25 protein-coding genes are annotated in these 26,781 nt (G+C 70.8%); 22 read left to right on the plus strand and 3 right to left on the minus strand.

Features of this window, described 5'->3' with window-relative positions; translation table 11 throughout:
- The first annotated feature begins 56 nt into the window (after positions 1–56).
- The 22 genes from ACIQVI_RS17770 to ACIQVI_RS17875 all read left to right on the plus strand — a co-directional run bounded on the left by ACIQVI_RS17770 (position 57) and on the right by ACIQVI_RS17875 (position 22,782).
- Complete coding sequence (locus ACIQVI_RS17770; RefSeq protein ID WP_351970176.1) at positions 57–1,346, plus strand: homoserine dehydrogenase; 1,290 nt, start codon at positions 57–59, stop codon at positions 1,344–1,346.
- Positions 1,347–1,352: 6 nt separating this feature from the next.
- Positions 1,353–2,423, plus strand: a complete 1,071-nt coding sequence (gene thrC / locus ACIQVI_RS17775) for a threonine synthase (protein WP_351970162.1) — start codon at positions 1,353–1,355, stop codon at positions 2,421–2,423.
- A 315-nt stretch (positions 2,424–2,738) separates the two neighbouring features.
- Complete coding sequence (gene thrB / locus ACIQVI_RS17780) at positions 2,739–3,656, plus strand: homoserine kinase (protein ID WP_351970163.1); 918 nt, start codon at positions 2,739–2,741, stop codon at positions 3,654–3,656.
- 417 nt (positions 3,657–4,073) lie between these two features.
- Complete coding sequence (gene rho / locus ACIQVI_RS17785) at positions 4,074–6,149, plus strand: transcription termination factor Rho (RefSeq protein WP_403596488.1); 2,076 nt, start codon at positions 4,074–4,076, stop codon at positions 6,147–6,149.
- Between the two features lie 194 nt (positions 6,150–6,343).
- The gene (locus ACIQVI_RS17790) at positions 6,344–7,408 is read left to right on the plus strand and encodes an LCP family protein (protein ID WP_403596491.1); all 1,065 of its coding nucleotides are present in this window, start codon (positions 6,344–6,346) and stop codon (positions 7,406–7,408) included.
- A 135-nt stretch (positions 7,409–7,543) separates the two neighbouring features.
- Positions 7,544–7,768, plus strand: a complete 225-nt coding sequence (gene rpmE, locus ACIQVI_RS17795; RefSeq protein WP_030218896.1) for a 50S ribosomal protein L31 — start codon at positions 7,544–7,546, stop codon at positions 7,766–7,768.
- A gap of 96 nt (positions 7,769–7,864) precedes the next feature.
- The gene (gene prfA / locus ACIQVI_RS17800; RefSeq protein WP_351970166.1) at positions 7,865–8,941 is read left to right on the plus strand and encodes a peptide chain release factor 1; all 1,077 of its coding nucleotides are present in this window, start codon (positions 7,865–7,867) and stop codon (positions 8,939–8,941) included.
- A 78-nt stretch (positions 8,942–9,019) separates the two neighbouring features.
- Entirely contained in the window at positions 9,020–9,901 is an 882-nt protein-coding gene (gene prmC / locus ACIQVI_RS17805) for a peptide chain release factor N(5)-glutamine methyltransferase (protein ID WP_351970167.1), read from the plus strand.
- 58 nt (positions 9,902–9,959) lie between these two features.
- The gene (locus tag ACIQVI_RS17810) at positions 9,960–10,607 is read left to right on the plus strand and encodes an L-threonylcarbamoyladenylate synthase (protein ID WP_351970168.1); all 648 of its coding nucleotides are present in this window, start codon (positions 9,960–9,962) and stop codon (positions 10,605–10,607) included.
- On the plus strand, positions 10,604–11,251 hold the full coding sequence (locus ACIQVI_RS17815) for a protein-tyrosine-phosphatase (RefSeq protein WP_351970169.1): 648 nt from the start codon (positions 10,604–10,606) through the stop codon (positions 11,249–11,251). Before ACIQVI_RS17810 ends, ACIQVI_RS17815 begins: the two co-directional genes overlap by 4 nt.
- A 226-nt stretch (positions 11,252–11,477) precedes the next feature.
- Entirely contained in the window at positions 11,478–12,725 is a 1,248-nt protein-coding gene (gene glyA / locus ACIQVI_RS17820; RefSeq protein ID WP_351970170.1) for a serine hydroxymethyltransferase, read from the plus strand.
- A gap of 107 nt (positions 12,726–12,832) precedes the next feature.
- A complete protein-coding gene (locus ACIQVI_RS17825) occupies positions 12,833–14,149 on the plus strand; it encodes an MraY family glycosyltransferase (protein WP_403596497.1) in 1,317 nt (438 codons plus the stop codon).
- Between the two features lie 262 nt (positions 14,150–14,411).
- Positions 14,412–14,825, plus strand: a complete 414-nt coding sequence (locus tag ACIQVI_RS17830; RefSeq protein WP_351970172.1) for a hypothetical protein — start codon at positions 14,412–14,414, stop codon at positions 14,823–14,825.
- Positions 14,826–15,047: 222 nt separating this feature from the next.
- Positions 15,048–15,857, plus strand: coding sequence for a F0F1 ATP synthase subunit A (gene atpB / locus ACIQVI_RS17835; RefSeq protein ID WP_121830190.1), 810 nt, complete (start codon positions 15,048–15,050; stop codon positions 15,855–15,857).
- A 91-nt stretch (positions 15,858–15,948) separates the two neighbouring features.
- Entirely contained in the window at positions 15,949–16,179 is a 231-nt protein-coding gene (gene atpE, locus ACIQVI_RS17840; protein WP_006346597.1) for an ATP synthase F0 subunit C, read from the plus strand.
- A 41-nt stretch (positions 16,180–16,220) separates the two neighbouring features.
- The gene (locus tag ACIQVI_RS17845; protein ID WP_121830191.1) at positions 16,221–16,766 is read left to right on the plus strand and encodes a F0F1 ATP synthase subunit B; all 546 of its coding nucleotides are present in this window, start codon (positions 16,221–16,223) and stop codon (positions 16,764–16,766) included.
- Positions 16,763–17,578 carry a F0F1 ATP synthase subunit delta gene (locus ACIQVI_RS17850; protein ID WP_351970173.1) on the plus strand — a complete coding sequence of 272 codons (816 nt, stop codon included), beginning with the start codon at positions 16,763–16,765 and terminating at the stop codon, positions 17,576–17,578. Before ACIQVI_RS17845 ends, ACIQVI_RS17850 begins: the two co-directional genes overlap by 4 nt.
- A gap of 151 nt (positions 17,579–17,729) precedes the next feature.
- A complete protein-coding gene (gene atpA / locus ACIQVI_RS17855) occupies positions 17,730–19,328 on the plus strand; it encodes a F0F1 ATP synthase subunit alpha (RefSeq protein WP_351970174.1) in 1,599 nt (532 codons plus the stop codon).
- A gap of 20 nt (positions 19,329–19,348) precedes the next feature.
- On the plus strand, positions 19,349–20,266 hold the full coding sequence (locus tag ACIQVI_RS17860; RefSeq protein ID WP_121830194.1) for a F0F1 ATP synthase subunit gamma: 918 nt from the start codon (positions 19,349–19,351) through the stop codon (positions 20,264–20,266).
- Positions 20,266–21,708: a F0F1 ATP synthase subunit beta gene (gene atpD / locus ACIQVI_RS17865; RefSeq protein ID WP_121830195.1), complete on the plus strand. Its 1,443-nt coding sequence runs from the start codon at positions 20,266–20,268 to the stop codon at positions 21,706–21,708. Before ACIQVI_RS17860 ends, atpD begins: the two co-directional genes overlap by 1 nt.
- 110 nt (positions 21,709–21,818) lie before the next feature.
- Complete coding sequence (locus tag ACIQVI_RS17870) at positions 21,819–22,193, plus strand: F0F1 ATP synthase subunit epsilon (protein ID WP_121830196.1); 375 nt, start codon at positions 21,819–21,821, stop codon at positions 22,191–22,193.
- 142 nt (positions 22,194–22,335) lie between these two features.
- Complete coding sequence (locus tag ACIQVI_RS17875) at positions 22,336–22,782, plus strand: DUF2550 domain-containing protein (protein ID WP_062756864.1); 447 nt, start codon at positions 22,336–22,338, stop codon at positions 22,780–22,782.
- A gap of 71 nt (positions 22,783–22,853) precedes the next feature.
- Here the strand turns inward: ACIQVI_RS17875 and ACIQVI_RS17880 are convergent, their stop codons facing one another.
- The 3 genes from ACIQVI_RS17880 to ACIQVI_RS17890 all read right to left on the minus strand — a co-directional run bounded on the left by ACIQVI_RS17880 (position 22,854) and on the right by ACIQVI_RS17890 (position 26,684).
- Positions 22,854–24,701 (minus strand): glycosyl hydrolase family 18 protein, encoded by a 1,848-nt coding sequence (locus ACIQVI_RS17880; RefSeq protein ID WP_403596504.1) that lies wholly within the window; start codon positions 24,699–24,701, stop codon positions 22,854–22,856.
- A gap of 118 nt (positions 24,702–24,819) precedes the next feature.
- Positions 24,820–25,473 (minus strand): response regulator, encoded by a 654-nt coding sequence (locus ACIQVI_RS17885; RefSeq protein WP_403596506.1) that lies wholly within the window; start codon positions 25,471–25,473, stop codon positions 24,820–24,822.
- Complete coding sequence (locus tag ACIQVI_RS17890; RefSeq protein WP_403596510.1) at positions 25,470–26,684, minus strand: sensor histidine kinase; 1,215 nt, start codon at positions 26,682–26,684, stop codon at positions 25,470–25,472. The genes ACIQVI_RS17885 and ACIQVI_RS17890 overlap by 4 nt, the downstream gene beginning before the upstream one ends.
- Positions 26,685–26,781: the final 97 nt, after the last annotated feature.

Here is a 26,781-nt window from a genome sequence, read left to right on the forward strand (position 1 = left end):
GACCGTAGAGATACGAACGTAGCGATACGAAGTAGTACGAGAAACGAGGTCGGATGATGCGTACGCGTCCGCTGAAGGTGGCGCTGCTGGGCTGTGGAGTGGTCGGCTCAGAGGTGGCGCGCATCATGACGACGCACGCCGACGACCTCGCCGCGCGCATCGGCGCCCCGGTCGAGCTCGCCGGCGTGGCGGTCCGCCGGCCCGACAAGGTCCGCGAGGGCATCGCCCCGGAGCTGGTCACCACCGACGCCACCGCCCTGGTCAAACGGGGGGACATCGACGTGGTCGTCGAGGTCATCGGCGGCGTCGAGCCCGCCCGCACCCTCATCACCGCCGCCTTCGAGCACGGCGCCTCCGTCGTCTCCGCCAACAAGGCCCTGCTCGCCCAGGACGGCGCGACCCTCTACGAGGCCGCCGAGCGGTACGGCCAGGACCTCTACTACGAGGCCGCCGTCGCCGGCGCCATCCCGCTGATCCGGCCGCTGCGCGAGTCCCTCGCCGGCGACAAGATCAACCGGGTGATGGGCATCGTCAACGGCACGACGAACTTCATCCTCGACAAGATGGACACCTCCGGCGCCGGCTACTCCGAGGCGCTCGACGAGGCCACCGCCCTCGGATACGCCGAGGCCGACCCGACCGCCGACGTCGAGGGCTTCGACGCCGCCGCCAAGGCCGCCATCCTGGCCGGGATCGCCTTCCACACGCGCGTGCGCCTCGACGACGTCTACCGCGAGGGCATGACCGAGGTCACCGCCGCCGACTTCGCCTCCGCCAAGGAGATGGGCTGCACCATCAAGCTGCTCGCCATCTGCGAGCGGGCCGCCGACGGCGGGTCCGTCACCGCGCGCGTGCACCCCGCGATGATCCCGCTCAGCCACCCGCTGGCCTCCGTCCGCGAGGCGTACAACGCGGTCTTCGTCGAGGCGGAGGCCGCCGGGCGGCTCATGTTCTACGGCCCCGGCGCCGGCGGCTCGCCGACCGCCTCCGCCGTGCTCGGCGACCTCGTCGCCGTCTGCCGCAACAAGCTCAACGAGGCCAACGGCCCCGGGGAGTCCGCGTACACCCAGCTGCCCGTCAGCTCCATGGGCGAGGTCGTCACGCGGTACCACATCAGCCTCGACGTGGCCGACAAGCCGGGCGTCCTCGCCCAGGTGGCGACGGTCTTCGCCGAGCACGGCGTATCGATCGATACGGTCCGTCAGCAGGGCAAGGACGGTGAGGCCTCCCTCGTCGTCGTCACCCACCGCGCGCCCGACGCCGCCCTCTCCGGGACCGTCGAGGCGCTGCGCAAGCTCGACACCGTGCGCGGTGTCGCCAGCATCATGCGTGTTGAAGGGGAGTAAGGACCCATGACCAGCAAGGGCACCCACCAGTGGCGCGGCATCATCGAGGAGTACCGGGACCGCCTTCCGGTCACGGACGCGACGCCGGTCGTCACGCTCCGTGAGGGCGGTACGCCGCTCGTTCCGGCTCAGGTCCTCTCCGAGCGCACGGGCTGCGAGGTGCACCTCAAGGTCGAGGGCGCCAACCCCACCGGCTCCTTCAAGGACCGGGGCATGACCATGGCCATCACCCGGGCCAAGGAGGAGGGCGCGCAGGCCGTCATCTGCGCCTCCACCGGCAACACCTCCGCCTCCGCCGCCGCCTACGCGGTCCGCGCCGGCATGGTGTCCGCCGTCCTCGTGCCCCAGGGCAAGATCGCGCTCGGCAAGATGGGCCAGGCCCTCGTGCACGGCGCGAAGATCCTCCAGGTCGACGGCAACTTCGACGACTGCCTCACCCTGGCCCGCCGCCTCTCCGACAACTACCCGGTGGCGCTGGTCAATTCGGTCAACCCGGTCCGCATCGAGGGCCAGAAGACCGCCGCGTTCGAAATCGTGGACATGCTGGGCGACGCCCCCGACATCCACGTCCTCCCGGTCGGCAACGCGGGCAACATCACCGCGTACTGGAAGGGGTACCGCGAGTACGCCGAGGACGGCCTCGCCACCCGCCGCCCCCGCATGTGGGGCTTCCAGGCCTCCGGCTCCGCCCCGCTCGTGCGCGGCGAGGTCGTCAAGGACCCGTCGACGATCGCCACCGCGATCCGCATCGGCAACCCGGCCTCGTGGGACTACGCGATCGCCGCGCGCGACGAGTCGGGCGGCTTCATCGACGAGGTGACGGACCGTGAGATCCTGCGCGCCTACCGCCTGTTGGCCGCACAGGAGGGCGTCTTCGTCGAGCCCGCATCGGCCGCCTCGGTCGCCGGCCTGCTGAAGGCCGCCGAGCAGGGCAAGGTCGACCCCGGCCAGCGGATCGTCTGCACCGTCACCGGCAACGGCCTCAAGGACCCCGACTGGGCCGTCGCCGGCGCGCCGCAGCCCGTCACCGTCCCGGTCGACGCCGCGGCCGCCGCCGAGCGCCTCGGCCTGGCCTGATCCCGCTCCTCCGTACGGGGGACGCGTTCCTCGCCGAACCGTCCCCCGTACGAGAAGGACCGCGGGGCGAAACCCGATCAGGAACGCCCAGAGGGGCACAGGTTGGCCCGCGACACGCATCGTGCGCCTCCTGTGCGCCCTATGTCGCCGCGGAACCTTCCTTCGATAGGCTGTACCGACCCGCCCCGACGCATATGCGCGGTGTCGTTGCCGTTGTCGCCCCCGTGGCCGAAACGGCCCGCCGGGTCCCGGTGTACTTCTCTTGAAATACCCGTTGAAATACCCGTTGTCGCAATCAAGGAGAGTCATCGAGCGATGGCCGGTCCAGCGTTCCGCGCCGCCGCCGTACGGGTGCGCGTCCCCGCCACCAGCGCCAATCTCGGCCCGGGCTTCGACGCCTTCGGCCTGTCGCTGGGCCTCTACGACGACGTGGTCGTCCGGGTCGCCGACTCCGGGCTGCACGTCGACATCGCCGGAGAGGGCGCCGAGACGCTCCCGCGCGACGAGAGCCACCTGCTCGTACGCTCCCTGCGCACGGCCTTCGACCTGCTCGGCGGTCAGCCGCGCGGCCTGGAGGTCGTCTGTGCCAACCGCATCCCGCACGGCCGCGGCCTCGGCTCCTCCTCCGCCGCCATCTGCGCCGGCATCGTCGCCGCCCGCGCCGTGACCATAGGCGGCGACGCCCGGCTCGACGAGGCCGCCCTCCTGGAGCTGGCCACCGAGATCGAGGGCCACCCCGACAACGTCGCCGCCTGTCTCCTCGGCGGATTCACGCTCGCCTGGACCGAGTCCGGCGCGGCGCGGGCGATCAGGATGGATCCCTCCGATTCCATCGTTCCGGTGGTCTTCGTCCCCGGGAAGCCCGTCCTGACCGAGACCGCCCGCGGCCTCCTGCCGCGCACCGTCCCGCACGTGGACGCCGCCGCCAACGCGGGGCGCGCCGCCCTCCTCGTCGAGGCCCTGACCCGCCGCCCCGAGCTGCTGCTCGCGGCCACCGAGGACCGGCTGCACCAGGAGTACCGCGCCCCGGCGATGCCCGAGAGCGTCGCCCTGGTGAACCGGCTGCGGGCGGACGGCGTCCCCGCGGTCATCTCCGGCGCGGGCCCCACGGTGCTCGCCCTCGCGGAGCGGGGGACCGCCGACAAGGTCGCCCTGCTCGCGGGCGACGGATGGGCCGCGAACAGGCTCGACCTCGACGCCTCCGGCGCGAGCGTCCTGCCGCTGGCGCCCTAGGTGACGACGGGGCCGGGGCGCCGGGTGGCGTCCCGGTCGGGAGATTGCCGGTGAGGGAGAGGGGGAATGTTTGTTGGAGCCGGTAGTGTTAACCTCAAGTCTGCACCCGACCTCTTTGTGGAGCGGTGCGGAGTGTCCCCTCAGGGACCACCCATTCTTCCGGGAGCCTCCCCAACTGCCTGAGCAGCCCGCCTGAGCAGTTTCGAGCACGCTCCGGAACCGGCACGACACCCCTCGCTCTTCTCTCGTGAGGGCCGAGCAGGGGGCCTCGGGCCGGACCCACAGCACGTTTTCTCTCTTCCGCCGCACCCGGCGGGACCACCGCCCCGGACTCGGTCCACACACCAGGACCCTGCCGGACAGCACAACCGGTCGCCGAGCCAGATGGCCGACGTCCGCTCCAGGGAAGGACCCTTCGTGAGCGACACCACCGATCTGATGGGCGTGACTGCCGACAACAGTGTCGACAACGCCGCGCCCGCCGCAGGTGCTGCCACCGGCGGCACCGCACGGCGCCGCCGCTCCGGCACCGGCCTCGAGGGCATGGTCCTGGCCGAGCTGCAGCAGGTCGCGTCCGGCCTCGGCATCAGGGGCACCGCGCGGATGCGCAAGAGCCAGCTGATCGAGGTCATCAAGGAGGCGCAGGCCGGAGGAGGCTCCGCCGCCCCCGCCAAGGCCGCCGACGCCGCCGACGCCAAGCCGAAGCGCCGCGCCACCTCCAAGGCCCGTACGGGCGAGACCGCCGCCGAGCCGGCCGCCGAGGCCCCCGCCCCCAAGGCGGAGAAGGCCGAGAAGGCCGTCGCCCAGCAGCAGATCGACATCCCGGGCCAGCCCTCGCCCAAGACTCCGTCGGAGCAGGGCGCCGGTGACGACCAGCCGGCCGGCGAGCGCCGCCGCCGTCGTGCCACCGCCCCCGCCGGTTCGCCGGAGGGCGGGACCGAGGGCGCCCAGGCCGTCAAGACCGAGGCCCGTGCGGAAGCCCGTACCGAGACCCGCGAGGTCAAGGCCGAGACGCAGACCGACACCCGGACCGAGGGCGCCGACGGCACCGAGGGCCGCGGCCGCCGGGACCGGGGCGAGCGCGGTGACCGCCGCGACCGCCGGGACCGCCAGCGCGACCGCAAGGGCGACGACCAGCAGGGCGGCGGCCAGGGCGGCCAGCGCAAGGAGCGCCAGGGCCAGGGCCAGGGCGGCGGCCAGGGCCAGCAGGGCGGCGGCCAGCAGGCCGGTCCGCAGGACGACTACGACGACGAGGCCGGCGGCCGCCGGGGCCGTCGCGGGCGCTACCGCGACCGCCGCGGGCGCCGTGGCCGCGACGACTTCCAGGCCGGCGAGCCGCAGGTCGCGGACGACGACGTCCTGATCCCCGTCGCGGGCATCCTCGACATCCTCGACAACTACGCGTTCATCCGGACCTCCGGCTACCTGCCCGGTCCGAACGACGTGTACGTCTCCCTCGCCCAGGTCCGCAAGAACGGCCTGCGCAAGGGCGACCACGTCACCGGTGCCGTGCGCCAGCCGAAGGAGGGCGAGCGCCGCGAGAAGTTCAACGCGCTGGTCCGCCTGGACTCCGCGAACGGCATGGCCGCCGACTCCGGCCGCGGCCGTCCGGAGTTCAACAAGCTGACCCCGCTGTACCCGCAGGACCGGCTCCGCCTGGAGACCGACCCCGGCGTGCTGACCACCCGGATCATCGACCTCGTGTCGCCGATCGGCAAGGGCCAGCGCGGTCTGATCGTGGCCCCGCCGAAGACCGGCAAGACCATGATCATGCAGGCCATCGCCAACGCGATCACGCACAACAACCCCGAGTGCCACCTGATGGTCGTCCTGGTCGACGAGCGTCCGGAAGAGGTCACCGACATGCAGCGGTCGGTCAAGGGCGAGGTCATCTCCTCGACCTTCGACCGCCCGGCCGAGGACCACACCACCGTCGCCGAACTGGCCATCGAGCGCGCCAAGCGCCTCGTGGAGCTGGGTCACGACGTGGTCGTCCTGCTCGACTCGATCACCCGTCTGGGCCGTGCGTACAACCTCGCCGCCCCGGCCTCCGGCCGCATCCTGTCCGGTGGTGTCGACTCGACCGCGCTCTACCCGCCGAAGCGCTTCTTCGGTGCCGCGCGCAACATCGAGGACGGCGGCTCTTTGACCATCCTCGCGACCGCTCTGGTGGACACGGGTTCGCGCATGGACGAGGTGATCTTCGAGGAGTTCAAGGGCACCGGCAACATGGAGCTCAAGCTCGACCGGAAGCTCGCCGACAAGCGCATCTTCCCGGCCGTCGACGTCGACGCCTCGGGCACGCGCAAGGAGGAGATCCTCCTCGGCAGCGACGAGCTCGCGGTCACCTGGAAGCTCCGCCGCGTGCTGCACGCGCTCGACCAGCAGCAGGCGATCGAGCTGCTCCTCGACAAGATGAAGCAGACGAAGTCGAACGGCGAGTTCCTCCTCCAGATCCAGAAGACCACCCCCGGAGCGAGCAACAACGACTGACGCCACCTGCGCCAACCACCGCGCCCACCGTGTTCGCACGGTGGGCGCGGTGTTTTTCCACCAGGGCCCCACCAGGATCCCGCCCGGCTCCCGCGCGAACCCCGCCCGAATCCCCGGGAATCCGCGCGCAACCCTTTCGCACCCTCCACCGTCACAGAAGGTGAATCTAGGGCCGAAGGCCGGGGGTTGGGGCGATGACCGAGCAGACGAACAGCGGCGGTACGGGCGGCCGGCGCCGCAGGGCACCGCTCCTCATCACGGGGATCCTCGCGCTCCTCGTCCTCGGCGGAGCCGGATTCGGCTACGCCTCCTACCGGGAGCTCGACGCCAACATCGAGGGCGTCGACATCAACGCCCAGCTCGGCCCCCAGCGGCCCGTGGACGTCGACGACGGCTCCCTGGACATCCTCGTCCTCGGCTCGGACTCGCGCTCCGGCGACAACGACGCCTACGGCCGGGACGAGGGCGGCGCCCGCTCCGACACCGCGATGGTCGTCCACGTCCACGAGGGCCACAAGAAGGCGAGCGTGGTCTCCATACCCCGCGACACCCTCATAGAGCGGCCGGACTGCACCGACGCGCAGGGCACCGACGTCCCCGGCCGGCGCCGCGCCATGTTCAACACGGCGTACGAGGTCGGCGGCCCCGCCTGCGCCGTGAAGACCGTCGAGGCGATGTCCGGCATCCGCATGGACCACTACGTCGAGGTCGACTTCACCGGCTTCAAGAGGCTCATCGACGAGCTCGGCGGCGTCGAGATCACCACCACCGAGCCCATCCGGGACGACAAGAGCCACCTCGACCTCGCACCGGGCACCCACACCCTCGACGGCGAGCAGTCCCTCGGCCTCGTCCGCACCCGCAAGAGCGTCGGCGACGGCAGCGACCTCGGCCGCATCCAGCTCCAGCAGGCCTTCATGAAGGCCTTCGTCGAGCAGGTCAAGGGCGTCGGCGTCCTGAGCAACCCGGCGAAGCTCCTCGGCCTCGCCGACGCCGCCACCAAGGCCATCACCCCCGACTCCGACCTCGACTCCGTCCAGGAACTGGCCTCCTTCGCCAGGGGCCTCTCCGGCATCGACGCCCGGAACGTCCACATGATCACGCTGCCCGTCGCGTACGACCGGATCGACCCCAACCGCGTCGTCCCCCTGGAACGGCAGTCCGGGCAGGTCTGGAAGGCGCTCAAGGACGATCTGCCCGTCCCCGCCTCCGCGACCGAGGGCACCGCCACCGGGGCGGCCGAAGGCGTCGTGAGATAGCCCGGGAATACCTCCGGCCCGACCCCGGTTTGGGGAGATGCGGCCAGTCCTGGCAGACTGGTACGTCGGCCCCGGTTCACGCAGTCCGCAACCCGCGGTGGCGACCCGGTGCCCTCCCGGAACATAGGAGACACCTTGAAGCGCGAGATCCACCCCGAGTACGTCGAGACCCAGGTCAGCTGCACCTGTGGCGCGTCGTTCACCACCCGTAGCACCCTCACCGACGGCACCATCCGTGCCGAGGTCTGCTCCGAGTGCCACCCGTTCTACACGGGCAAGCAGAAGATCCTCGACACCGGCGGCCGCGTCGCCCGCTTCGAGGCCCGCTTCGGCAAGGCCGCCGGCTCCGCCAACAAGTAGCGAGCCCCTGCGCCGGTCCACGGTCGCCCCGCGCGGGTGGCCGGGACCGGCGCTTTGGCGTCCCCGTAGCAACTGACGAAAACCAGGAGCCCCCGAATGTTCGAGGCGGTCGAGGAACTGGTCGGCGAGCACGCCGACCTCGAGACGAAGCTGGCGGACCCCTCGGTCCACGCCGACCAGGCGAACGCGCGCAAGCTCAACAAGCGCTACGCCGAGCTGACCCCGATCGTCGCCACCTACCGCTCCTGGAAGCAGACCGGTGACGACATCGAGACCGCCCGCGAGCTGGCGCACGACGACCCCGACTTCGCCGCCGAGGTCAAGCAGCTGGAGAAGGAGCGGGAGGAGCTGACCGACAAGCTCCGCCTGCTCCTCGTCCCGCGCGACCCCAGCGACGACAAGGACGTCATCCTGGAGATCAAGGCCGGCGCCGGCGGCGACGAGTCCGCGCTCTTCGCCGGCGACCTGCTCCGCATGTACCTCCGGTACGCCGAGCGCGTCGGCTGGAAGACCGAGATCATCGACGCCACCGAGTCCGAGCTGGGCGGCTACAAGGACGTCCAGGTCGCCGTGAAGACCAAGGGCGGCAACGGCGCCACCGAGCCCGGCCAGGGCGTCTGGGCCCGGCTCAAGTACGAGGGCGGGGTGCACCGCGTCCAGCGCGTCCCCGCCACCGAGTCCGCCGGCCGCATCCACACCTCCGCCGCCGGCGTGCTCGTCACGCCCGAGGCCGAGGAGGTCGAGGTCGAGGTCCACGCCAACGACCTGCGCATCGACGTCTACCGCTCGTCCGGCCCCGGCGGCCAGTCGGTCAACACCACCGACTCCGCCGTCCGCATCACCCACCTGCCGACCGGCATCGTCGCCTCCTGCCAGAACGAGAAGAGCCAGCTCCAGAACAAGGAGCAGGCCATGCGCATCCTGCGCTCCCGGCTCCTCGCCGCCGCCCAGGAGAAGGCCGAGGCCGAGGCCGCCGACGCCCGCCGCAGCCAGGTCCGCACCGTCGACCGCTCCGAGAAGATCCGGACGTACAACTTCCCGGAGAACCGCATCTCGGACCACCGCGTCGGCTTCAAGGCGTACAACCTGGACCAGGTGCTCGACGGCGACCTCGACACGATGATCCAGGCGTGCGTCGACGCCGACTCCGCGGCGAAGCTCGCCGCGGCCTGAGGCACCCGCGGGGCCGTACGGTCCCGTGAGGCCGTACGGCCACCCCTCAAGCCCCACCCCGCACCACGGAGGACCAGCGTGCAGTCACTTTCTGGGGGGCGACCCCCAGGCCCCCGCAGTCTGCTGCTCGCCGAGGTGGCCCAGGCCACCCGGCGGCTGGCCGACGCCGGCGTCCCCTCCCCGCGCTTCGACGCCGAGGAGCTCGCCGCGTTCGTGCACGGCGTCAGGCGGGGGGAGCTGCACAACGTCAAGGACGCCGACTTCGACGCCCGCTACTGGGAGACGGTCGCCCGCCGCGAGGCCCGCGAACCCCTCCAGCACATCACCGGGCGGGCGTTCTTCCGCTACCTGGAGCTCCAGGTGGGGCCCGGCGTCTTCGTGCCCCGGCCGGAGACCGAGTCGGTCGTCGGCTGGGCCATAGACGCCGTGCGCGCCATGGACGTCGTCGAACCGCTCATCGTCGACCTGTGCACCGGCTCCGGGGCCATCGCCCTCGCCATGGCCCAGGAGGTGCCGCGCTCCCGCGTGCACGCCGTCGAGCTCTCCGACGACGCCCTCGTCTGGACCCGGAAGAACGCCGAGGGCTCGCGCGTCACCGTCCACCAGGGGGACGCGCTGAGCGCCCTGCCGGAGCTCGACGGCCAGGTCGACCTGGTCATCTCCAACCCGCCGTACATCCCGCTCACCGAGTGGGAGTACGTGGCGCCCGAGGCCCGCGACCACGACCCGGAGATGGCCCTCTTCTCCGGCGAGGACGGCCTCGACACCATCCGCGGCATCGAGCGCACCGCCCACCGTCTGCTCCGCCCCGGCGGCCTCGTGGTCATCGAGCACGCGGACACCCAGGGCGGCCAGGTGCCGTGGATCTTCAACGAGGAGGCCGGCTGGGCGGACGCCGCCGACCACCCCGACCTGAACAACCGGCCGCGCTTCGCGACCGCCCGCAAGGCGACGCCATGACGGCCCCGACCGTCATCACCGCCATGACGAACCACGCGTACGAGGAGGCCGGGAACTGATGGCACGGCGATACGACTGCAACGAGGCGACCGACCGACTGACCGGCCTGCGCGAGGCCGCGTCCGCCGTCCGCCGGGGCGAGCTGGTCGTGCTGCCCACCGACACCGTGTACGGGATCGGGGCGGACGCCTTCAGCAGCGAGGCCGTGGCGGACCTGCTGGCCGCCAAGGGGCGCGGCCGCAACATGCCCACGCCCGTGCTCATCGGCTCCCCGAACACCCTGCACGGCCTGGTCACCGACTTCTCCGAGCAGGCCTGGGAGCTCGTCGACGCCTTCTGGCCCGGCGCGCTCACCCTGGTCGCCCGGCACCAGCCGTCCCTCCAGTGGGACCTCGGCGACACCCGGGGCACCGTCGCCGTCCGGATGCCGCTGCACCCGGTCGCGATCGAGCTGCTCACCGAGGTCGGCCCGATGGCCGTCTCCTCGGCCAACCTCACCGGCCACCCGTCGCCGGAGGACTGCGACGCCGCGCAGAACATGCTCGGCGACTCCGTCTCCGTGTACCTCGACGGCGGTCCGACGCCCGGCATCGTCCCCTCGTCCATCGTCGACGTGACGGGACCGGTGCCGGTGCTGCTGCGCGAGGGGGCGCTCTCCCCGGAGGAGCTCCGGAAGGTCGTACCCGACCTCGAGGTGGCCAGTTGACCGCCCCTGAGGGGCGTGGCATAGCGGGGCACGACGACGGCGACACCTTCCGCATCCTCCACGTCAGCACCGGCAACGTCTGCCGCTCGCCGATCACCGAGCGGCTGACCCGCCACGCCCTGTGCGACCGGCTCGGGGACCCCCTCGGCGGCGGCCTGATCGTGGAGAGCGCGGGCACCTGGGGCCACGAGGGCGCCCCGATGGAGGCCAACGCGGAACTGGTCCTCGCCGACTTCGGCGCGGACCACACCGGCTTCGTGGGCCGCGAGCTCCTCGACGAGCACGTCATCCGGGCGGACCTCGTCCTGACGGCGACCCGCGACCACCGGGCGCAGGTCATCTCGATGGGCCACTCGGCGGGTCTGCGCACCTTCACCCTGAAGGAGTTCACCCGCCTGGTCCGCGCCATCGACCCGGCCACGCTCCCGGACCCGCGCGACGAGGGCATGGTCGAACGCGCACGCGCCCTGGTCCGCGCGGCCGCGGCTCTACGCGGGTGGCTCCTGGCCCCGTCCCCGGACGCGGACGAGGTCAACGACCCGTACGGCGCCCCCATCACCTTCTTCCGCTCGATCGGCGACGAGATCAACCAGGCCCTTGACCCCGTGGTGACGGCTTTGACCGGGGTGGCGGCGCGGCGCTGAGCCGATCGGGCCCGGCATCGGCCCCATCCGGCGGACGGAGTCCGGCGCAGCGGCCCGAAGCCCGGGAGGCCCCCGGGGCCGAGCGGCGCGAGGGGCGCGTCGGGGATGGGGCTCAACCAGGCCCTGGACCCCGTGGTGACGGCCCTGACCGGGGTGGCGGCGCGGCGCTGAGACCGGTGCCGGTTCTCGGCGCGCGGGTCCGGCGGCGGGTACTTACATTGGTGCCATGCCGGTCACCGCGCCCCCCGACGACGAGCTCGACGTCCTGCGCCGGCAGGACCCGGAGGTCGCCGACGTGCTGTTCGGCGAGGAGCGGCGGCAGGCCGACAGCCTCCAGCTGATCGCGGCGGAGAACTTCACCTCGCCCGCCGTCCTCGCCGCCCTCGGCTCCCCGCTCGCCAACAAGTACGCCGAGGGCTATCCCGGCGCCCGGCACCACGGCGGCTGCGAGTACGCCGACGCCGTCGAGCGGATCGCCGTGCAACGGGCCACCGCGCTCTTCGGAGCCGACCACGCGAACGTCCAGGCCCACTCGGGCTCCTCGGCCGTCCTGGCGGCGTACGCGGCCCTTCTCAGGCCCGGTGACACGGTCCTGGCCATGGGCCTGGAGCACGGCGGGCACCTCACCCACGGTTCGCCCGCCAACTTCTCCGGCCGCTGGTTCGACTTCGTCCCGTACGGCGTCGACGCCGAGACCGGCCTCGTCGACTACGAGCAGGTCGCCGCCCTCGCCCGCCACCACCGCCCCAAGGCGATCGTCTGCGGCTCCATCTCCTACCCCCGCCACCTCGACTACGCGGTCTTCCGCGAGATCGCCGACGAGACCGGCGCCTACCTCATCGCCGACGCCGCCCACCCCATCGGCCTGGTCGCCGGGGGAGCGGCCCCCAACCCCGTCCCGTACGCCGACGTCGTCTGCGCCACCACCCACAAGGTGCTGCGCGGCCCGCGCGGCGGAATGGTCCTGTGCGGGGAGGAGCTCGCGGGCCGGATCGACCGGGCGGTGTTCCCGTTCAGCCAGGGCGGCGCCCAGATGCACACGATCGCGGCGAAGGCGGTGGCCTTCGGCGAGGCGGAGACCCCCGCGTTCACCGCGTACGCCCATCGGGTGGTCGAGCACGCCAAGATCCTCGCCGCCGCCCTCGCCGCCGAGGGCTTCGCGCCGACCACCGGCGGCACCGACACCCACCTCATCACCGCCGACCCCGCCCCCCTCGGCGTCGACGGGCGCACCGCCCGCACCCGGCTCGCCGCCGCCGGCATCGTCCTCGACACCTGCGCGCTCCCGCACGGCGAGGGACGCGGGATCCGGCTGGGCACGGCCGCCGTCACCACCCAGGGCATGGGCGCCACCGAAATGGCCAGGATCGCCGGTCTGTTCACCGCCGCGCTCCGCGACGACCCGGCGGAGACGGCCCGGGTACGGGCGGAAGTACGCGCGCTGACCGGCCGATTTCCGCCGTACGCACACTGAGTCGGCCCCCGGCGCAACCGTCCGGGCGGCCCGCGTGTCTCCCAGCACATGGACGGCACGGCTAGGGTGTGGGGCTGAGATGGCCAGCGATTCCTGTGGGGCAGCCCGTGCGTGATTACCTGCTGACGCTCTGTGTCACGGCCGCGGTGACCTACCTGCTCACCGGACCGGTGCGCAAGTTCGCCATCGCGACCGGGGCGATGCCGGAGATCCGCGCCCGCGACGTACACCGAGAACCGACTCCGCGGCTCGGTGGCATCGCCATGTTCTTCGGGCTGTGCGCGGGCCTGCTCGTCGCCGCCCACCTGCAGAACCTGAGCAGCGTCTTCGAGCTGTCCAACGAGCCCCGCGCGCTGCTCTCCGGCGCGGCCCTCATCTGGCTGATCGGCGTCCTGGACGACAAGTTCGAGCTGGACGCGCTCATCAAGCTGGGCGCCCAGATGATCTCGGCGGGCGTCATGGTCGCGCAGGGCCTGACGATCCTGTGGCTGCCGATCCCCGGCGTCGGCGTCGTCTCGCTGACCCCCGGGCAGGGCACGCTCCTCACGGTCGCCCTGGTGGTCCTCACCATCAACGCGGTCAACTTCGTCGACGGCCTCGACGGCCTCGCCGCCGGCATGGTCTGCATCGCCGCCACCGCCTTCTTCCTGTACGGCTACCGCCTCTGGTACGGCTACACGATCGAGGCCGCCGCCCCCGCGACCCTCTTCACCGCCATCCTCATGGGCATGTGCCTGGGCTTCCTGCCGCACAACATGCACCCGGCGCGGATCTTCATGGGCGACTCCGGCTCGATGCTGATCGGCCTGATCCTGGCGGCCTCCGCCATCTCGATCACCGGCCAGGTCGACCCCGACGTGCTGAAGCTCTTCGAGGGCTCCACCCGCGAGGCCACCCACGCCGCCCTGCCGGTCTTCATCCCGCTCGTGCTGCCGCTGACGATCATCGCGATCCCGATGGCGGACCTGGTCCTGGCGATCGTGCGCCGCACCTGGAAGGGCCAGTCGCCGTTCGCGGCCGACCGGGGCCACCTGCACCACCGGCTCCTGGAGATCGGGCACTCGCACAGCCGCGCGGTGCTGATCATGTACTTCTGGTCGGCCCTGATCGCCTTCGGGACGCTCGCGTACTCGGTCCACTCGACCTCGATGTGGATCGTCCTCGGGGTCGTCGCGCTCAGCGCGATCGGCCTGGTGCTGCTCCTGATGCCGCGCTTCACGCCGCGCGCGCCCCGCTGGGCCGAGTCCGTCGTGCCGCCCCGCTACCGGCGCCGGCAGCCCGCCCCCGCCGCCGCGGAGACGGCCCCGGAGCCGGCCTCGGCCGAGGAGGAACGGGTCCCGGTGCCCGCCGGGATCAACGGCGCCACCGCCATCGGCAACCGCGCGCGCTTCACCGACCGGCGGAAGGCCGGAACGCCGAGTTGACGAAAGCCGCGGCGGCGGTCATTACCAGACAAGGTGCCCCGCTGTCGCGCACACACGCGCGGTGTAACTCTCATGTGTGACAACTGGCACACCTTATGGGTAAAGACCTATTCAAATAGTTTGTGATACCGTTCACGAGACCCGGCGACAGTGCCGAAAGACCGTAGTGCGACGGTCCGTTGGCCCCGAGACCCACCTCGGACCGGGCTTACGCTCGTCCATGACGACACCATCGCCCCCTCCATCAAGCGGAGACACCGCCATGCCGTCCAACGACGCACGCATCCTGCTGCACACCGTCATCCCCACCGCTGCCGTCGGCGTCGTCGCCACGGTCGTCAGCGGGGTGGTCGCCGGTGGCAAGGGTGCGCTCGGCGGAGTCGTCGGCACCCTGGTGGTCATCCTCTTCATGGGGATCGGCCAGCTGGTTCTCCAGCGGACGGCGAAGTCGCTGCCGCACCTGTTCCAGGCGATGGGGCTGATGCTCTACACGGCCCAGCTCCTGGTGCTCTTCATCTTCCTGGCGTTGCTCAAAAACACCACGCTGTTCGACTTCAAGGCCTTCGCCTTCACGCTGCTCGCGGCGACCGTCGTATGGGTCGCCGCGCAGGCCCGGGCCTACATGAAGGCCAAGATCACCTACATCGACCCCGGAAACACGGGGTCGAAGTCGTGAAGGGTAGGGCCGGGATAAAGCCGCCTTCGGCTTCCTGCTATCGTCCGGTGCCAACTGCGGCACTGCGGGCGCGGGCATCCGAGACGCCTGTCCCAGCGCGAGGCTCGAAGCCGAACCGCCGCCCCCTTATCCGTAAGACCAGTCCAGTGCCGACCCGCGGCTGCGTGCCGCGCCGACACAACGAGGTTGCCGTACCTATGCGCCACGCTGAAGGAGCCCGCGGTGAGTGCTGACCAGACGCTTGCCTTCGACCCGGATTGCCACATCTTCACCGGATGTGGCTTCCCGGCGCCGGGCCTGCACACGTTCATGTACGAGCCGATCGCCACGTGGGGCAGCTTCGAGCTGACGAAGCCCATGCTGCTCGCGATCCTGAGCTCCGTCGTGGTCGTCGGGTTCTTCTGGGCCGCCTTCCGCAAGCCGAAGCTGATCCCCGGCAAGATGCAGATGGTCGGCGAGGCCGGTTACGACTTCGTACGCCGCGGCATCGTGTACGAGATCATCGGCAAGAAGGACGGCGAGAAGTACGTCCCGCTGATGGTCACCCTGTTCTTCCTCGTCTGGATGATGAACCTCTGGTCGATCGTCCCGCTGGCCCAGTTCCCGGTCACCTCGCTGATCGCGTTCCCGGTGGCCCTGGCGCTGGTCGTCTACGTCGTCTGGGTCTCGCTCACCTTCAAGAAGCACGGCTTCGTCGGTGGCTGGAAGAACATCGTCGGCTACGACAAGTCGCTCGGCCCGATCCTTCCCCTGGTCGTCGTCCTCGAGTTCTTCTCGAACCTGCTGATCCGGCCCTTCACGCACGCGGTCCGACTGTTCGCGAACATGTTCGCCGGTCACCTGCTCATCGTGATGTTCTCGCTGGCCTCTTGGTACCTGCTCAACGGCCTCGGCATCGTCTACGCCGCGACGTCGTTCGTGATGGTCATCGTCATGACCGCGTTCGAGCTCTTCATCCAGGCCGTCCAGGCGTACGTCTTCGTCCTCCTGGCCGCCAGCTACATCCAGGGCGCGCTCTCCGAGCACCACTGAGTCCGGTCCCGGCCGGCAGCACGCCTCACAAACCAACAGTCGTCCGGTGGCCAACCCCCACCGGGTCCTTGAAAGAGAAGGAAGAACCGGCATGTCCGCTCTCCAGACCCTCGCCGCTGTCGAAGGAAACGTCGCCGCCATCGGTTACGGCCTCGCCGCGATCGGCCCCGGCGTCGGCGTCGGCATCATCTTCGGTAACGGCACCCAGGCCCTCGCCCGCCAGCCCGAGGCTGCCGGCCTGATCCGTACCAACCAGATCATGGGTTTCGCCTTCTGTGAGGCGCTCGCCCTCATCGGCATCGTCATGGGCTTCGTTTACTAAGCCCGATTTCGACGACAGCCACTTTTACGGAAGGCACTGATGTGAACGCTCTGCTTCTTGCGGCGGCGGAGGAGCCCCAGCCTCCTCTGATCCCGCATCTCGACGAGCTCGTCATCGGCCTGATCGCCTTCGTCATCGTCTTCGGTTTCCTCGCCAAGAAGCTCCTCCCGAACATCAACAAGGTTCTGGACGAGCGCCGCGAGGCCATCGAGGGCGGCATCGAGAAGGCCGAGTCGGCCCAGATCGAGGCTCAGAGTGTGCTGGAGCAGTACAAGGCCCAGCTCGCCGAGGCCCGCCACGAGGCCGCGCGTCTTCGCCAGGAGGCGACGGAGCAGGGCACCGCGATCATCCAGGAGATGAAGGCGGAAGGCCAGCGCCAGCGCGAGGAGATCATCGCGGCCGGCCACGCGCAGATCGAGGCGGACCGCAAGGCCGCGTCGGCCTCGCTGCGCCAGGACGTGGGCAAGCTCGCCACCGACCTGGCCGGCAAGCTGGTCGGCGAGTCCCTCGAGGACACCGCCCGCCAGAGCCGCACGATCGACCGCTTCCTCGACGAGCTCGAGGAGAAGGCCGAGGCCGTCCGATGAACGGAGCGAGCCGTGAGGCACTGGCCGCCGCCCGCGAGTCCCTCGACGCGCTGACCGACAACACCCCGGTCGACGCGACGAAGCTCGCGGACGAGCTCGCCGCCGTCACCGTGCTGCTCGACCGCGAGGTGTCGCTGCGCCGGGTCCTGTCCGACCCCGCCCAGTCGGGTGAGGCCAAGGCCGCACTCGCGCAGCGACTCCTGACCGGTCAGGTGGGCGGCGAGACCGCCGACCTGGTCTCCGGCATGGTCCGTTCCCGCTGGTCGCGCTCGCGCGACCTGGCCGACGCGACCGAGGAACTGGCGAACATCGCAGACCTCACCGCGGCGCAGAAGGCGGGCACCCTGGACGGTGTCGAGGACGAGCTGTTCCGCTTCGGCCGGATCGTGTCCTCCAGCAACGAGCTCCGCTCCGCGCTGACGGACAAGGCCGCCACGGCCACCGCCAAGGGCACGCTGCTCCGCAGCCTGCTGGGCGGCAAGGCCCACGCGACCACCGAGCGCCTGGTCGTCCGTCTGGTGACCCAGCCCCGGGGACGTAGCCTGGAAGCGGGACTCGAGTCCCTGTCCAAGCTCGCCGCGGCGCGCCGGGACCGGATGGTCGCGGTCGTCACCTCGGCGGTGCCGCTGTCGGACGGGCAGAAGCAGCGCCTCGGTGCCGCCCTGGCCAAGCTGTACGGCCGCACGATGCACCTGAACCTGGACGTGGACCCCTCGGTCCTCGGCGGGATCACCGTGCAGGTCGGCGACGAGGTCATCAACGGCTCGATCGCGGAGCGCCTCGACGAGGCGACCCGTCGTCTCGCCGGCTGACGCGTCACCGCAGCGGTCACCACAGCAGAAAAGCATCACAGCATCACCAGCGGCCCGGTTGGGCCGTGCAGAGATTGCAGAAGATTCCTGGGGGTCGGCCCCCAGACCCCTTAAGAAACTTCGGGCCCAACAAGGAGAGCAGGGAACCCAGATGGCGGAGCTCACGATCCGGCCGGAGGAGATCCGGGACGCACTGGAGAACTTCGTCCAGTCGTACCAGCCGGACGCGGCCTCGCGCGAGGAGGTCGGCACGGTCAGCCTGGCCGGTGACGGTATCGCGAAGGTCGAGGGTCTTCCCTCGGCCATGGCGAACGAGCTGCTGAAGTTCGAGGACGGGACCCTCGGTCTCGCGCTGAACCTCGAAGAGCGCGAGATCGGCGCGATCGTCCTCGGCGAGTTCAACGGCATCGAGGAGGGACAGCCGGTGCAGCGCACCGGCGAGGTCCTCTCCGTCGGTGTCGGCGAGGGATACCTCGGCCGCGTTGTCGACCCGCTCGGCAACCCGATCGACGGTCTCGGCGAGATCGCGACCGAGGGCCGCCGCGCCCTCGAACTGCAGGCCCCGGGCGTCATGGCCCGTAAGTCGGTGCACGAGCCGATGGAGACCGGCTACAAGGCCGTCGACGCCATGACGCCGGTCGGCCGCGGCCAGCGTCAGCTGATCATCGGCGACCGTCAGACCGGCAAGACCGCGCTGTGCGTCGACACGATCATCAACCAGCGTGACAACTGGCGCTCCGGCGACGTGAACAAGCAGGTCCGCTGCATCTACGTCGCCGTCGGCCAGAAGGGCTCGACCATCGCGTCCGTTCGCGGCGCCCTGGAAGAGGCCGGCGCGCTCGAGTACACGACGATCGTCGCCGCCCCGGCGTCCGACCCGGCCGGCTTCAAGTACCTGGCGCCGTACACCGGCTCCGCCATCGGCCAGCACTGGATGTACCAGGGCAAGCACGTCCTGATCGTCTTCGACGACCTGTCGAAGCAGGCCGACGCCTACCGCGCCGTGTCGCTGCTGCTGCGCCGCCCGCCGGGCCGTGAGGCCTACCCGGGTGACGTCTTCTACCTGCACTCGCGTCTCCTCGAGCGCTGCGCGAAGCTCTCGGACGAGCTGGGTGCCGGTTCGATGACCGGTCTTCCGATCGTCGAGACCAAGGCGAACGACGTGTCGGCGTTCATCCCGACCAACGTCATCTCCATCACCGACGGCCAGTGCTTCCTGGAGTCCGACCTGTTCAACGCCGGCCAGCGTCCGGCCCTGAACGTCGGTATCTCGGTCTCGCGTGTCGGTGGCTCCGCCCAGCACAAGGCGATGAAGCAGATCTCCGGCCGCCTCCGCGTGGACCTCGCCCAGTTCCGTGAGCTGGAGGCGTTCGCCGCCTTCGGTTCCGACCTGGACGCGGCCTCCAAGGCGCAGCTGGAGCGTGGACAGCGCATGGTCGAGCTGCTCAAGCAGGCTCAGTACCAGCCGATGCCCACCGAGAACCAGGTCGTCTCCGTCTGGGCCGGCACCACCGGCAAGATGGACGACGTCCCGGTCGCCGACATCCGCCGCTTCGAGGCCGAGCTCCTGGCGTACCTGCGCCAGAACCACTCGGGCCTCATGACCTCCATCCGTGAGGGCGGCAAGATGTCGGACGACACGCTGCAGTCCGTCGCCGACGCGATCGCGGAGTTCAAGAAGCAGTTCGAGACCTCTGACGGCAAGCTGCTGGGCGAGGACGCTCCTGCCGCCGTCAACGTCTCGAAGTGACGACGGAAGGGACCTGACTCATGGGAGCGCAGCTCCGGGTCTACAAGCGTCGCATCAAATCCGTCACCGCGACGAAGAAGATCACCAAGGCGATGGAGATGATCGCCGCCTCGCGTGTCGTCAAGGCGCAGCGCAAGGTGCAGGAGTCGACTCCGTACGCGACCGAGCTGACGCGCGCGGTCACGGCGGTGGCCACGGGTGCGAACGACAAGCACCCGCTGACCACCGAGGCGGAGAACCCCGTCCGCGCCGCGGTCCTGCTCCTTTCGAGCGACCGCGGTCTGGCCGGTGCCTTCAACTCCAACGCCATCAAGGCGGCGGAGCGGCTCACGGCGAAGCTGGAGGGCGAGGGCCGCGAGGTCACGATCTACGTCGTCGGCCGCCGTGGCATCGCGCACTACAACTTCCGTGAGCGGAAGCTGGCCGGCTCGTGGACCGGGTTCACGGACCAGCCGTCGTACGGCGACGCCAAGACGATCGCGACACCGCTGATCGAGGCGATCGAGAAGGACACGGCCGACGGTGGTGTGGACGAGCTCCACATCGTCTACACCGAGTTCGTCTCGATGATGACGCAGACGGCGGTCGAGGCCCGGCTGCTGCCCCTCAGCCTCGACGAGGTGGCGAAGGAGGCCGGCGACACGGGCACGCTCCGTCCGCTGTACGACTTCGAGCCGTCGGCGGAGGACGTCCTCGACGCCCTGCTGCCCCGGTACGTCGAGAGCCGTATCTACAACGCGCTGCTCCAGTCGGCTGCCTCCAAGCACGCCGCCACGCGCCGCGCGATGAAGTCGGCCACCGACAACGCGGGAGACTTGATCAACAACCTCTCCCGACTTGCCAACGCGGCCCGCCAGGCCGAAATCACCCAGGAAATCAGCGAGATCGTCGGTGGCAGCGCAGCCCTGGCCGACGCGACCGCGGGGAGTGACAAGTAATGACGACCACTGTTGAGACGGCCGCCGCCACGGGCCGCGTCGCCCGGGTCATCGGCCCGGTCGTCGACGTGGAGTTCCCCGTCGACGCGATGCCGGAGATCTACAACGCGCTGAACGTCGAGGTTCCGGACCCGGCCGAGGAGGGCGCGACCAAGACGCTGACCCTCGAGGTCGCCCAGCACCTCGGTGACGGCGTCGTCCGCACCATCTCGATGCAGCCCACCGACGGCCTGGTCCGCCAGGCCCCGGTGACCGACACCGGCACGGGCATCACGGTGCCCGTCGGCGACGTCACCAAGGGCCGCGTGTTCAACACGCTCGGCGAGGTGCTGAACGCCGACGCCTCCACCGTGGCCGACGCGCCGCGCTGGACGATCCACCGCAAGGCCCCGGCCTTCGACCAGCTCGAGTCCAAGACCGAGATGTTCGAGACCGGCCTGAAGGTCGTCGACCTCCTCACCCCGTACGTCAAGGGTGGAAAGATCGGTCTGTTCGGTGGTGCCGGTGTCGGCAAGACCGTTCTGATCCAGGAGATGATCGTCCGTGTGGCCAAGCTGCACGACGGCGTCTCCGTCTTCGCGGGCGTCGGCGAGCGCACCCGTGAGGGCAACGACCTCATGGTCGAGATGGAGGAGGCCGGCGTTCTCGACAAGACCGCGCTGGTCTTCGGCCAGATGGACGAGCCCCCGGGCACCCGTCTGCGCGTGGCCCTCGCCGGTCTGACCATGGCGGAGTACTTCCGCGATGTGCAGAAGCAGGACGTGCTGTTCTTCATCGACAACATCTTCCGCTTCACCCAGGCCGGTTCCGAGGTGTCGACCCTGCTCGGCCGTATGCCCTCCGCGGTGGGCTACCAGCCGAACCTGGCCGACGAGATGGGTCTCCTCCAGGAGCGCATCACCTCGACCCGCGGTCACTCGATCACCTCGATGCAGGCGATCTACGTCCCCGCGGACGACCTGACCGACCCGGCCCCGGCCACCACCTTCGCCCACCTCGACGCGACGACGGTTCTCTCCCGTCCGATCTCCGAGAAGGGCATCTACCCGGCCGTGGACCCGCTGGACTCCACGTCCCGGATCCTGGACCCGCGCTACATCGCGCAGGACCACTACGACGCCGCCACGCGCGTCAAGGGAATCCTGCAGAAGTACAAGGACCTCCAGGACATCATCGCGATCCTCGGCATCGACGAACTGGGCGAGGAGGACAAGCTCGTCGTCCACCGTGCCCGCCGCGTCGAGCGCTTCCTGTCGCAGAACACCCACGCCGCCAAGCAGTTCACCGGTGTGGACGGTTCGGACGTTCCGCTCGACGAGTCGATCGCCGCGTTCAACGCGATCTGCGACGGTGAGTACGACCACTTCCCCGAGCAGGCCTTCTTCATGTGTGGTGGCATCGAGGACCTCAAGAAGAACGCCAAGGAGCTTGGCGTCTCCTGAGCCCCGTGCTCCGAGGGGGGCGGGATCCCGTCCCGCCCCCCTCTCCACGCCCCCTAGAATTGACCCCAACACCCGGCACGACCGCCGGGTGGTGACCCGAGGAGCCACCCTTGGCTGCTGAGCTGCACGTCGAGCTGGTCGCCGCGGACCGGAGTGTCTGGTCCGGCGAGGCCACCCTGGTCATCGCGCGTACCACCTCCGGCGACATCGGCGTCATGCCCGGCCACCAGCCGCTGCTCGGTGTGCTGGAGTCGGGCCCGGTGACCATCCGTACGAGCGAGGGCGAGACCGTCGTCGCCGCCGTCCACGGCGGATTCATCTCGTTCGCCGACGACAAGCTGTCCCTGCTCGCGGAGGTCTGCGAGCTGGCGGACGAGATCGACGCCCAGCGCGCCGAGCGCGCGCTGGAGCGTGCGAAGTCGGACTCCGACGCCGCCGCCGAGCGGCGCGCCGACGTCCGGCTGCGCGCGGTAGCGGTCCGCTGACGGTCCGCGCGGAGTAGTGCCCTCAGCCGCGGCACGGCTGGAATTTTCCAGACCGTGCCGCGGCTGAGGCGATGCAGGTGCAGGTTGTATTCGGTTCTGCCGGCTGGCCCGGCCACGGGACGCAGCGAGGAGGTCGGTGAAGATGTTCCTCGCTCTGCTCGTGTGCGGCCTGGTCGTCGCACTGGTGGTGATCGGGCTCTTCGTCTTCGGATTGCGCCGGAGACTGATCCAGAAGGCCGGCGGGACGTTCGACTGTTCCCTGCGCTGGAACGTGCCCGACGAGCCGGATCCGGCCGGCAAGGGCTGGGTGTACGGCGTCGCCCGCTACAGCGGTGACGAGATCGCCTGGTTCCGCGTCTTCTCGTACGCCCCCCGCCCGCGCCGGGTCCTGGAGCGCTCCTCCATCGTGGCCCTGGAGCGCCGGATGCCGGAGGGCGAGGAGGAGCTCGCGCTGCTCTCGGACGCGGTGATCCAGCCCTGTATGTACGAGGGCGTCCGCCTGGAGCTCGCGATGAGCGAGGACGCCCGGACGGGCTTCATGGCCTGGCTGGAGGCGGCGCCTCCGGGGCAGAGGGTCAACGTCGCCTAGGCACGGAAAGAACGGAAAAGGGGCGGGGGACGGCGTGCTGCGCCGTCCCCCGCCCTTCGTCGTCGTACGGGCTAGCTCAGGCCGGTGTTGATCGCGCCGACCAGCTCGCCGTTGGTGGTGTCACCGCTGAACTCCCAGAAGAAGGCTCCGCCCAGGCCCTGGGTCTTGGCCCAGCCCATCTTGGACGTGACCGTGGCCGGGGTGTCGTAGCTCCACCAGTTGGTGCCGCAGTGGGCGTAGGCGGTGCCGGCGATGGTGCCGGTGGACGGGCAGGTGTTCTTGAGGACCTTGTAGTCCTCGATGCCCGCCTCGTACGTGCCGGGCGCCGCGCCCGTCGCCGTGCCGCCGGGGGCGGACTGGGTGACGCCGGTCCAGCCGCGTCCGTAGAAGCCGATGCCGAGCAGCAGCTTCTTGGCCGGGACGCCCTTCGCCTTGAACTTGGCGATCGCGTCGGCGGAGTTGAAGCCCGCCTGCGGGATGCCGGAGTACGAGTTCAGCGGGGAGTGCGGGGCGGTCGGGCCCTTGGCGTCCCAGGCGCCGAAGAAGTCGTACGTCATGACGTTGAGCCAGTCGTAGTACGGGGCGGCGCCGGCGTAGTCGGCGGCGTCGATCTTGCCGCCGGCGGAGCCGTCGGCCGTGACGGCCGCGGTGACCAGGTTGTTGGTGCCGAACTTGGCGCGCATGGCCTGCATCATGTTCTTGAAGGAGGCCGGGCCGCTGGTGTCACAGGTCAGACCGCAGGCGTTGGGGTACTCCCAGTCCAGGTCGATGCCGTCGAAGACGTCGGCCCAGCGCGGGTCCTCGACCAGGTCGTAGCAGGACTGGGCGAAGGCGGTCGGGTTCTGCACGGCCTGGCCGAAGCCGCCGGACCAGGTCCAGCCGCCGAAGGACCACAGGACCTTGATGTGCGGGTACGCCTTCTTCAGCTTGCGGAGCTGGTTGAAGTTGCCGCGCAGCGGCTGGTCCCAGGTGTCGGCGACGCCGTCGACCGACTGGTCGGCGGTGTAGGCCTTGTCGTAGTCGGCGTAGGAGTCGCCGATGGTGCACTTGCCGCCCTGGACGTTGCCGAAGGCGTAGTTGATGTGGGTGATCTTGGACGCGGAGCCCGAGGTCGCGATGTTCTTCACGTGGTAGTTGCGCCCGTAGACGCCCCAGTTGGTGAAGTAGCCCAGCTTGATCGCGTTCGGCGGCGGCGGGATGTCGGGGCCGCCGGTGGTGCGGACCGGGACGGGGCCGGCGGCGGGGCCGGTCTGGTCGATGGTGTCGCGGGCGACGACCGTGTAGCTGTAGTCGGTGCCGGCGGTCAGGCCCGTGTCCGTGTAGGTGAGGGCCGTGGTCGTGGTGACCTTGGCGCCGTCGCGCAGCACGTCGTAGTTCTTGACGCCCTTGTCGTCGGTGGCCGCGGTCCAGGTGAGCTTCACCGAGGTGTTGGTGACGTTCGAGGCGACCGGGGTGCCGGGGGCGGAGGGCGGGTTGTCGCCCGGCTGGGTGGAGCCGTCGCACGGGGCGCCGTTGATCTTACAGCCGGTGGGCGCGCCGGGGCCCGCGCCGTTGTAGCCGAAGGAGACGGAGGCGCCGGGGGCGAGGGTCCCGTTCCAGCCGACGTTCTTGGCGGTCCAGTGGGTGCCGGAGCTGGTGACGGAGGCGTCCCAGGCGGAGGTGACCGAGGTGCCGGCGGGGTAGTCCCACTCGACGGTCCAGGAGGTCAGGGTGGTGGTGCCGGTGTTCTTGACGGTCCAGTTGGCGCCGAAGCCGGAGCCCCAGTCCTGGGTCTTGGTGTAGGTGGCCGTGGCCGAGGTGGCCGCTTCGGCGGGGGTGGCGAGGCCGACCATGGCGGCCAGCGGCAGGACGAGGGCGGTCAGACCGGCAGCGGCCCGGTGTCTGAACCCTGCTCTGCGCGTCGGTGCTTGAGTGCTCAACGGTGCTCCTCAAGTTGCGGACGGGGTGGGGGTGGTCCGTGGAGATGCGCGCGCCCCGCGAGCGTAGGAAGGTCTGGACCAATCGTCAAGAGGTCCAGACCAAAGTCGATGCGCTCTCCTACACCCCCAACTCCTGTGCCAACACGGCCGCTTGGACCCTGCTCCGCAGCTCCAGCTTCCCCAGCACCTTGCTGACGTGCGTCTTCACCGTCGCCTCCGCCATGTCCAGCCGTACCGCGATCTCCGCGTTCGACAGGCCCCCGCCGAGCGCCGAGAGGACCTCCCGCTCCCGGGGCGTCAGTGCCTCCAGGACGGCGGGGTCCGTCCCCCGCCCCGTCGGAGAGGGCCGCCCGGACGCGGCGAACTCCGCGATCAGCCGCCGCGTCACCGCCGGGGCGATCAGCCCCTCGCCGCGCGCCACCGTCCGCACCGCCTCGATCAGCTCCCCGGCCTCCGCGTTCTTCAGGAGGAAGCCCGCCGCCCCCGCCCGCAGCGCCCCGAAGACGTACGCGTCCAGGTCGAAGGTGGTCAGGACGAGCACGTCCGCGAGGCCCTCCGCCACCACGATCCCGGTCGCCGTCACCCCGTCCATCCGGGGCATCTGCACGTCCATCAGGACCAGGTCCGGGCGCAGTTCGCGGGCCAGCTCCACCGCACGCTCCCCGTCGGCCGCCTCCCCGACCACCTCGACGTCCGGAGCGCTGCCCAGGATCAGCACCAGACCCGCCCGCACCGCGCTCTGGTCCTCGGCGACCACCACCCGCACCGTCATGCCCGCTCCTCGTCGCTCGCGTCCACGGGCAGCTCCGCCCGCACCCGCCACAGTTTCCGTCCCCCGCCGTCCGTCACCGGACCCGCCCCGAAGACCCCGCCGAGCAGGGACGTCCGCTCCCGCATCCCCACCAGGCCCGCCCCCGAGCCGGGCGCGGTCGGCCCCGGACGCTCCCCGTACGGGCTGGTCACCTCGACCGCGAGGGCGCCCGCCTCCCGGGCGAGGGCCACCCGGACCTCGCCGGGCGCCGCGTGCTTCAGCGCGTTCGTCAGCGACTCCTGCACGATCCGGTACGCCGCCAGCTCCACCGGCGCGGGCAGTCCCGCCGCCTTCTCCCGGGCGTCGTCGAGGACGAACGACAGCCCGCCCGGCCCGCCGTTCGCCCCGGCCTGGGCGATCAGCGCGTCCAGGCCGGCGAGCGTCGGCGCGGCCGCCGGCTCCGTGTCCTCGCCGCTCCTCCGCAGCAGCCCGATGAGCCGGCGCATCTCGGCGAGCCCCGCCACGCTGTTCTCCCGGATGACCGTGAGCGCCTGCCGGGTCGTGCCCGGGTCGTCGAGCGAGAGCGCGGCCGTGGAGTGGATCGCGATCGCGGACAGGTGGTTGGCGACCACGTCGTGCAGCTCCCGCGCCATCCGAGCCCGCTCCGCCACCACCGCCTGCGTCCGGTCCATCTCGGCGAGCAGCGCCGTCTGCTCCGCGCGCAGCCGGGCCGCCTCCGCCGCCTCCCGGTGGTTGCGCACGATCGAGCCCGTGACCGCCGGCAGGAAGGAGACCGTGCCGATGAGCGCGCCGATCACGAGCGCGGCCGCGTTCTCCCACCAGACGAGCAGCACCACGGTGAGCGTGACGGTGAGGAGGCCGGCGACGTACGGGACGCGGCGGGCCGAGGCGGGCGTGCCGTACACCACCGACGCGTAGACGACGTCCGTGAACATCAGCAGGGTGGCGAGGTTGCCGCTGGTGAGCTGATCCCCGACGATCGCCAGGGCGGCGGCGACCAGCGCGGTGCGCGGGGCCGTGCGGCGCAGGGCCTCCGCCCCCGCCATCACGCACAGCGGGACCAGCACCGCCCACCGCTGCCCGAAGACGTGGTCGCGCGTCAGGTACAGCCCGAACGACCAGAGGACCAGACCACCCGCGAGCCCCGAGAGGGCGATGAGCAGGTCGAGGCGGTGCGGGCGGGGGAGCGTCACCGGGCGGGGGAGCGTCACGCACCCATCCAACACGGCCGTTCCCGCCCCGGCCTCCTCGTCCGGGCCGATCCGCCCCTCCGTCGAACGATGTAGACGGGATTCGTCACCGGCGACG

The sequence above is a fragment of the Streptomyces sp. NPDC098101 genome (genome assembly GCF_044760185.1).
In the GTDB taxonomy this organism is placed as follows: Bacteria; Actinomycetota; Actinomycetes; order Streptomycetales; family Streptomycetaceae; genus Streptomyces.

What these genes read in the sequence shown, in the direction of transcription:
- ACIQVI_RS17790 (WP_403596491.1), top strand. Translation starts at nt 6,344, where the DNA reads ATGACCGAGCAGACGAACAGCGGCGGTACGGGCGGCCGGCGCCGCAGG.
- thrB (WP_351970163.1), top strand. Translation starts at nt 2,739, where the DNA reads ATGGCCGGTCCAGCGTTCCGCGCCGCCGCCGTACGGGTGCGCGTCCCC.
- ACIQVI_RS17885 (WP_403596506.1), bottom strand. Translation starts at nt 25,473, where the DNA reads ATGACGGTGCGGGTGGTGGTCGCCGAGGACCAGAGCGCGGTGCGGGCG.
- ACIQVI_RS17875 (WP_062756864.1), top strand. Translation starts at nt 22,336, where the DNA reads ATGTTCCTCGCTCTGCTCGTGTGCGGCCTGGTCGTCGCACTGGTGGTG.
- ACIQVI_RS17850 (WP_351970173.1), top strand. Translation starts at nt 16,763, where the DNA reads ATGAACGGAGCGAGCCGTGAGGCACTGGCCGCCGCCCGCGAGTCCCTC.
- glyA (WP_351970170.1), top strand. Translation starts at nt 11,478, where the DNA reads ATGCCGGTCACCGCGCCCCCCGACGACGAGCTCGACGTCCTGCGCCGG.
- atpE (WP_006346597.1), top strand. Translation starts at nt 15,949, where the DNA reads ATGTCCGCTCTCCAGACCCTCGCCGCTGTCGAAGGAAACGTCGCCGCC.
- ACIQVI_RS17860 (WP_121830194.1), top strand. Translation starts at nt 19,349, where the DNA reads ATGGGAGCGCAGCTCCGGGTCTACAAGCGTCGCATCAAATCCGTCACC.
- prfA (WP_351970166.1), top strand. Translation starts at nt 7,865, where the DNA reads ATGTTCGAGGCGGTCGAGGAACTGGTCGGCGAGCACGCCGACCTCGAG.
- atpA (WP_351970174.1), top strand. Translation starts at nt 17,730, where the DNA reads ATGGCGGAGCTCACGATCCGGCCGGAGGAGATCCGGGACGCACTGGAG.
- ACIQVI_RS17770 (WP_351970176.1), top strand. Translation starts at nt 57, where the DNA reads ATGCGTACGCGTCCGCTGAAGGTGGCGCTGCTGGGCTGTGGAGTGGTC.
- atpD (WP_121830195.1), top strand. Translation starts at nt 20,266, where the DNA reads ATGACGACCACTGTTGAGACGGCCGCCGCCACGGGCCGCGTCGCCCGG.
- thrC (WP_351970162.1), top strand. Translation starts at nt 1,353, where the DNA reads ATGACCAGCAAGGGCACCCACCAGTGGCGCGGCATCATCGAGGAGTAC.
- ACIQVI_RS17830 (WP_351970172.1), top strand. Translation starts at nt 14,412, where the DNA reads ATGCCGTCCAACGACGCACGCATCCTGCTGCACACCGTCATCCCCACC.
- ACIQVI_RS17810 (WP_351970168.1), top strand. Translation starts at nt 9,960, where the DNA reads ATGGCACGGCGATACGACTGCAACGAGGCGACCGACCGACTGACCGGC.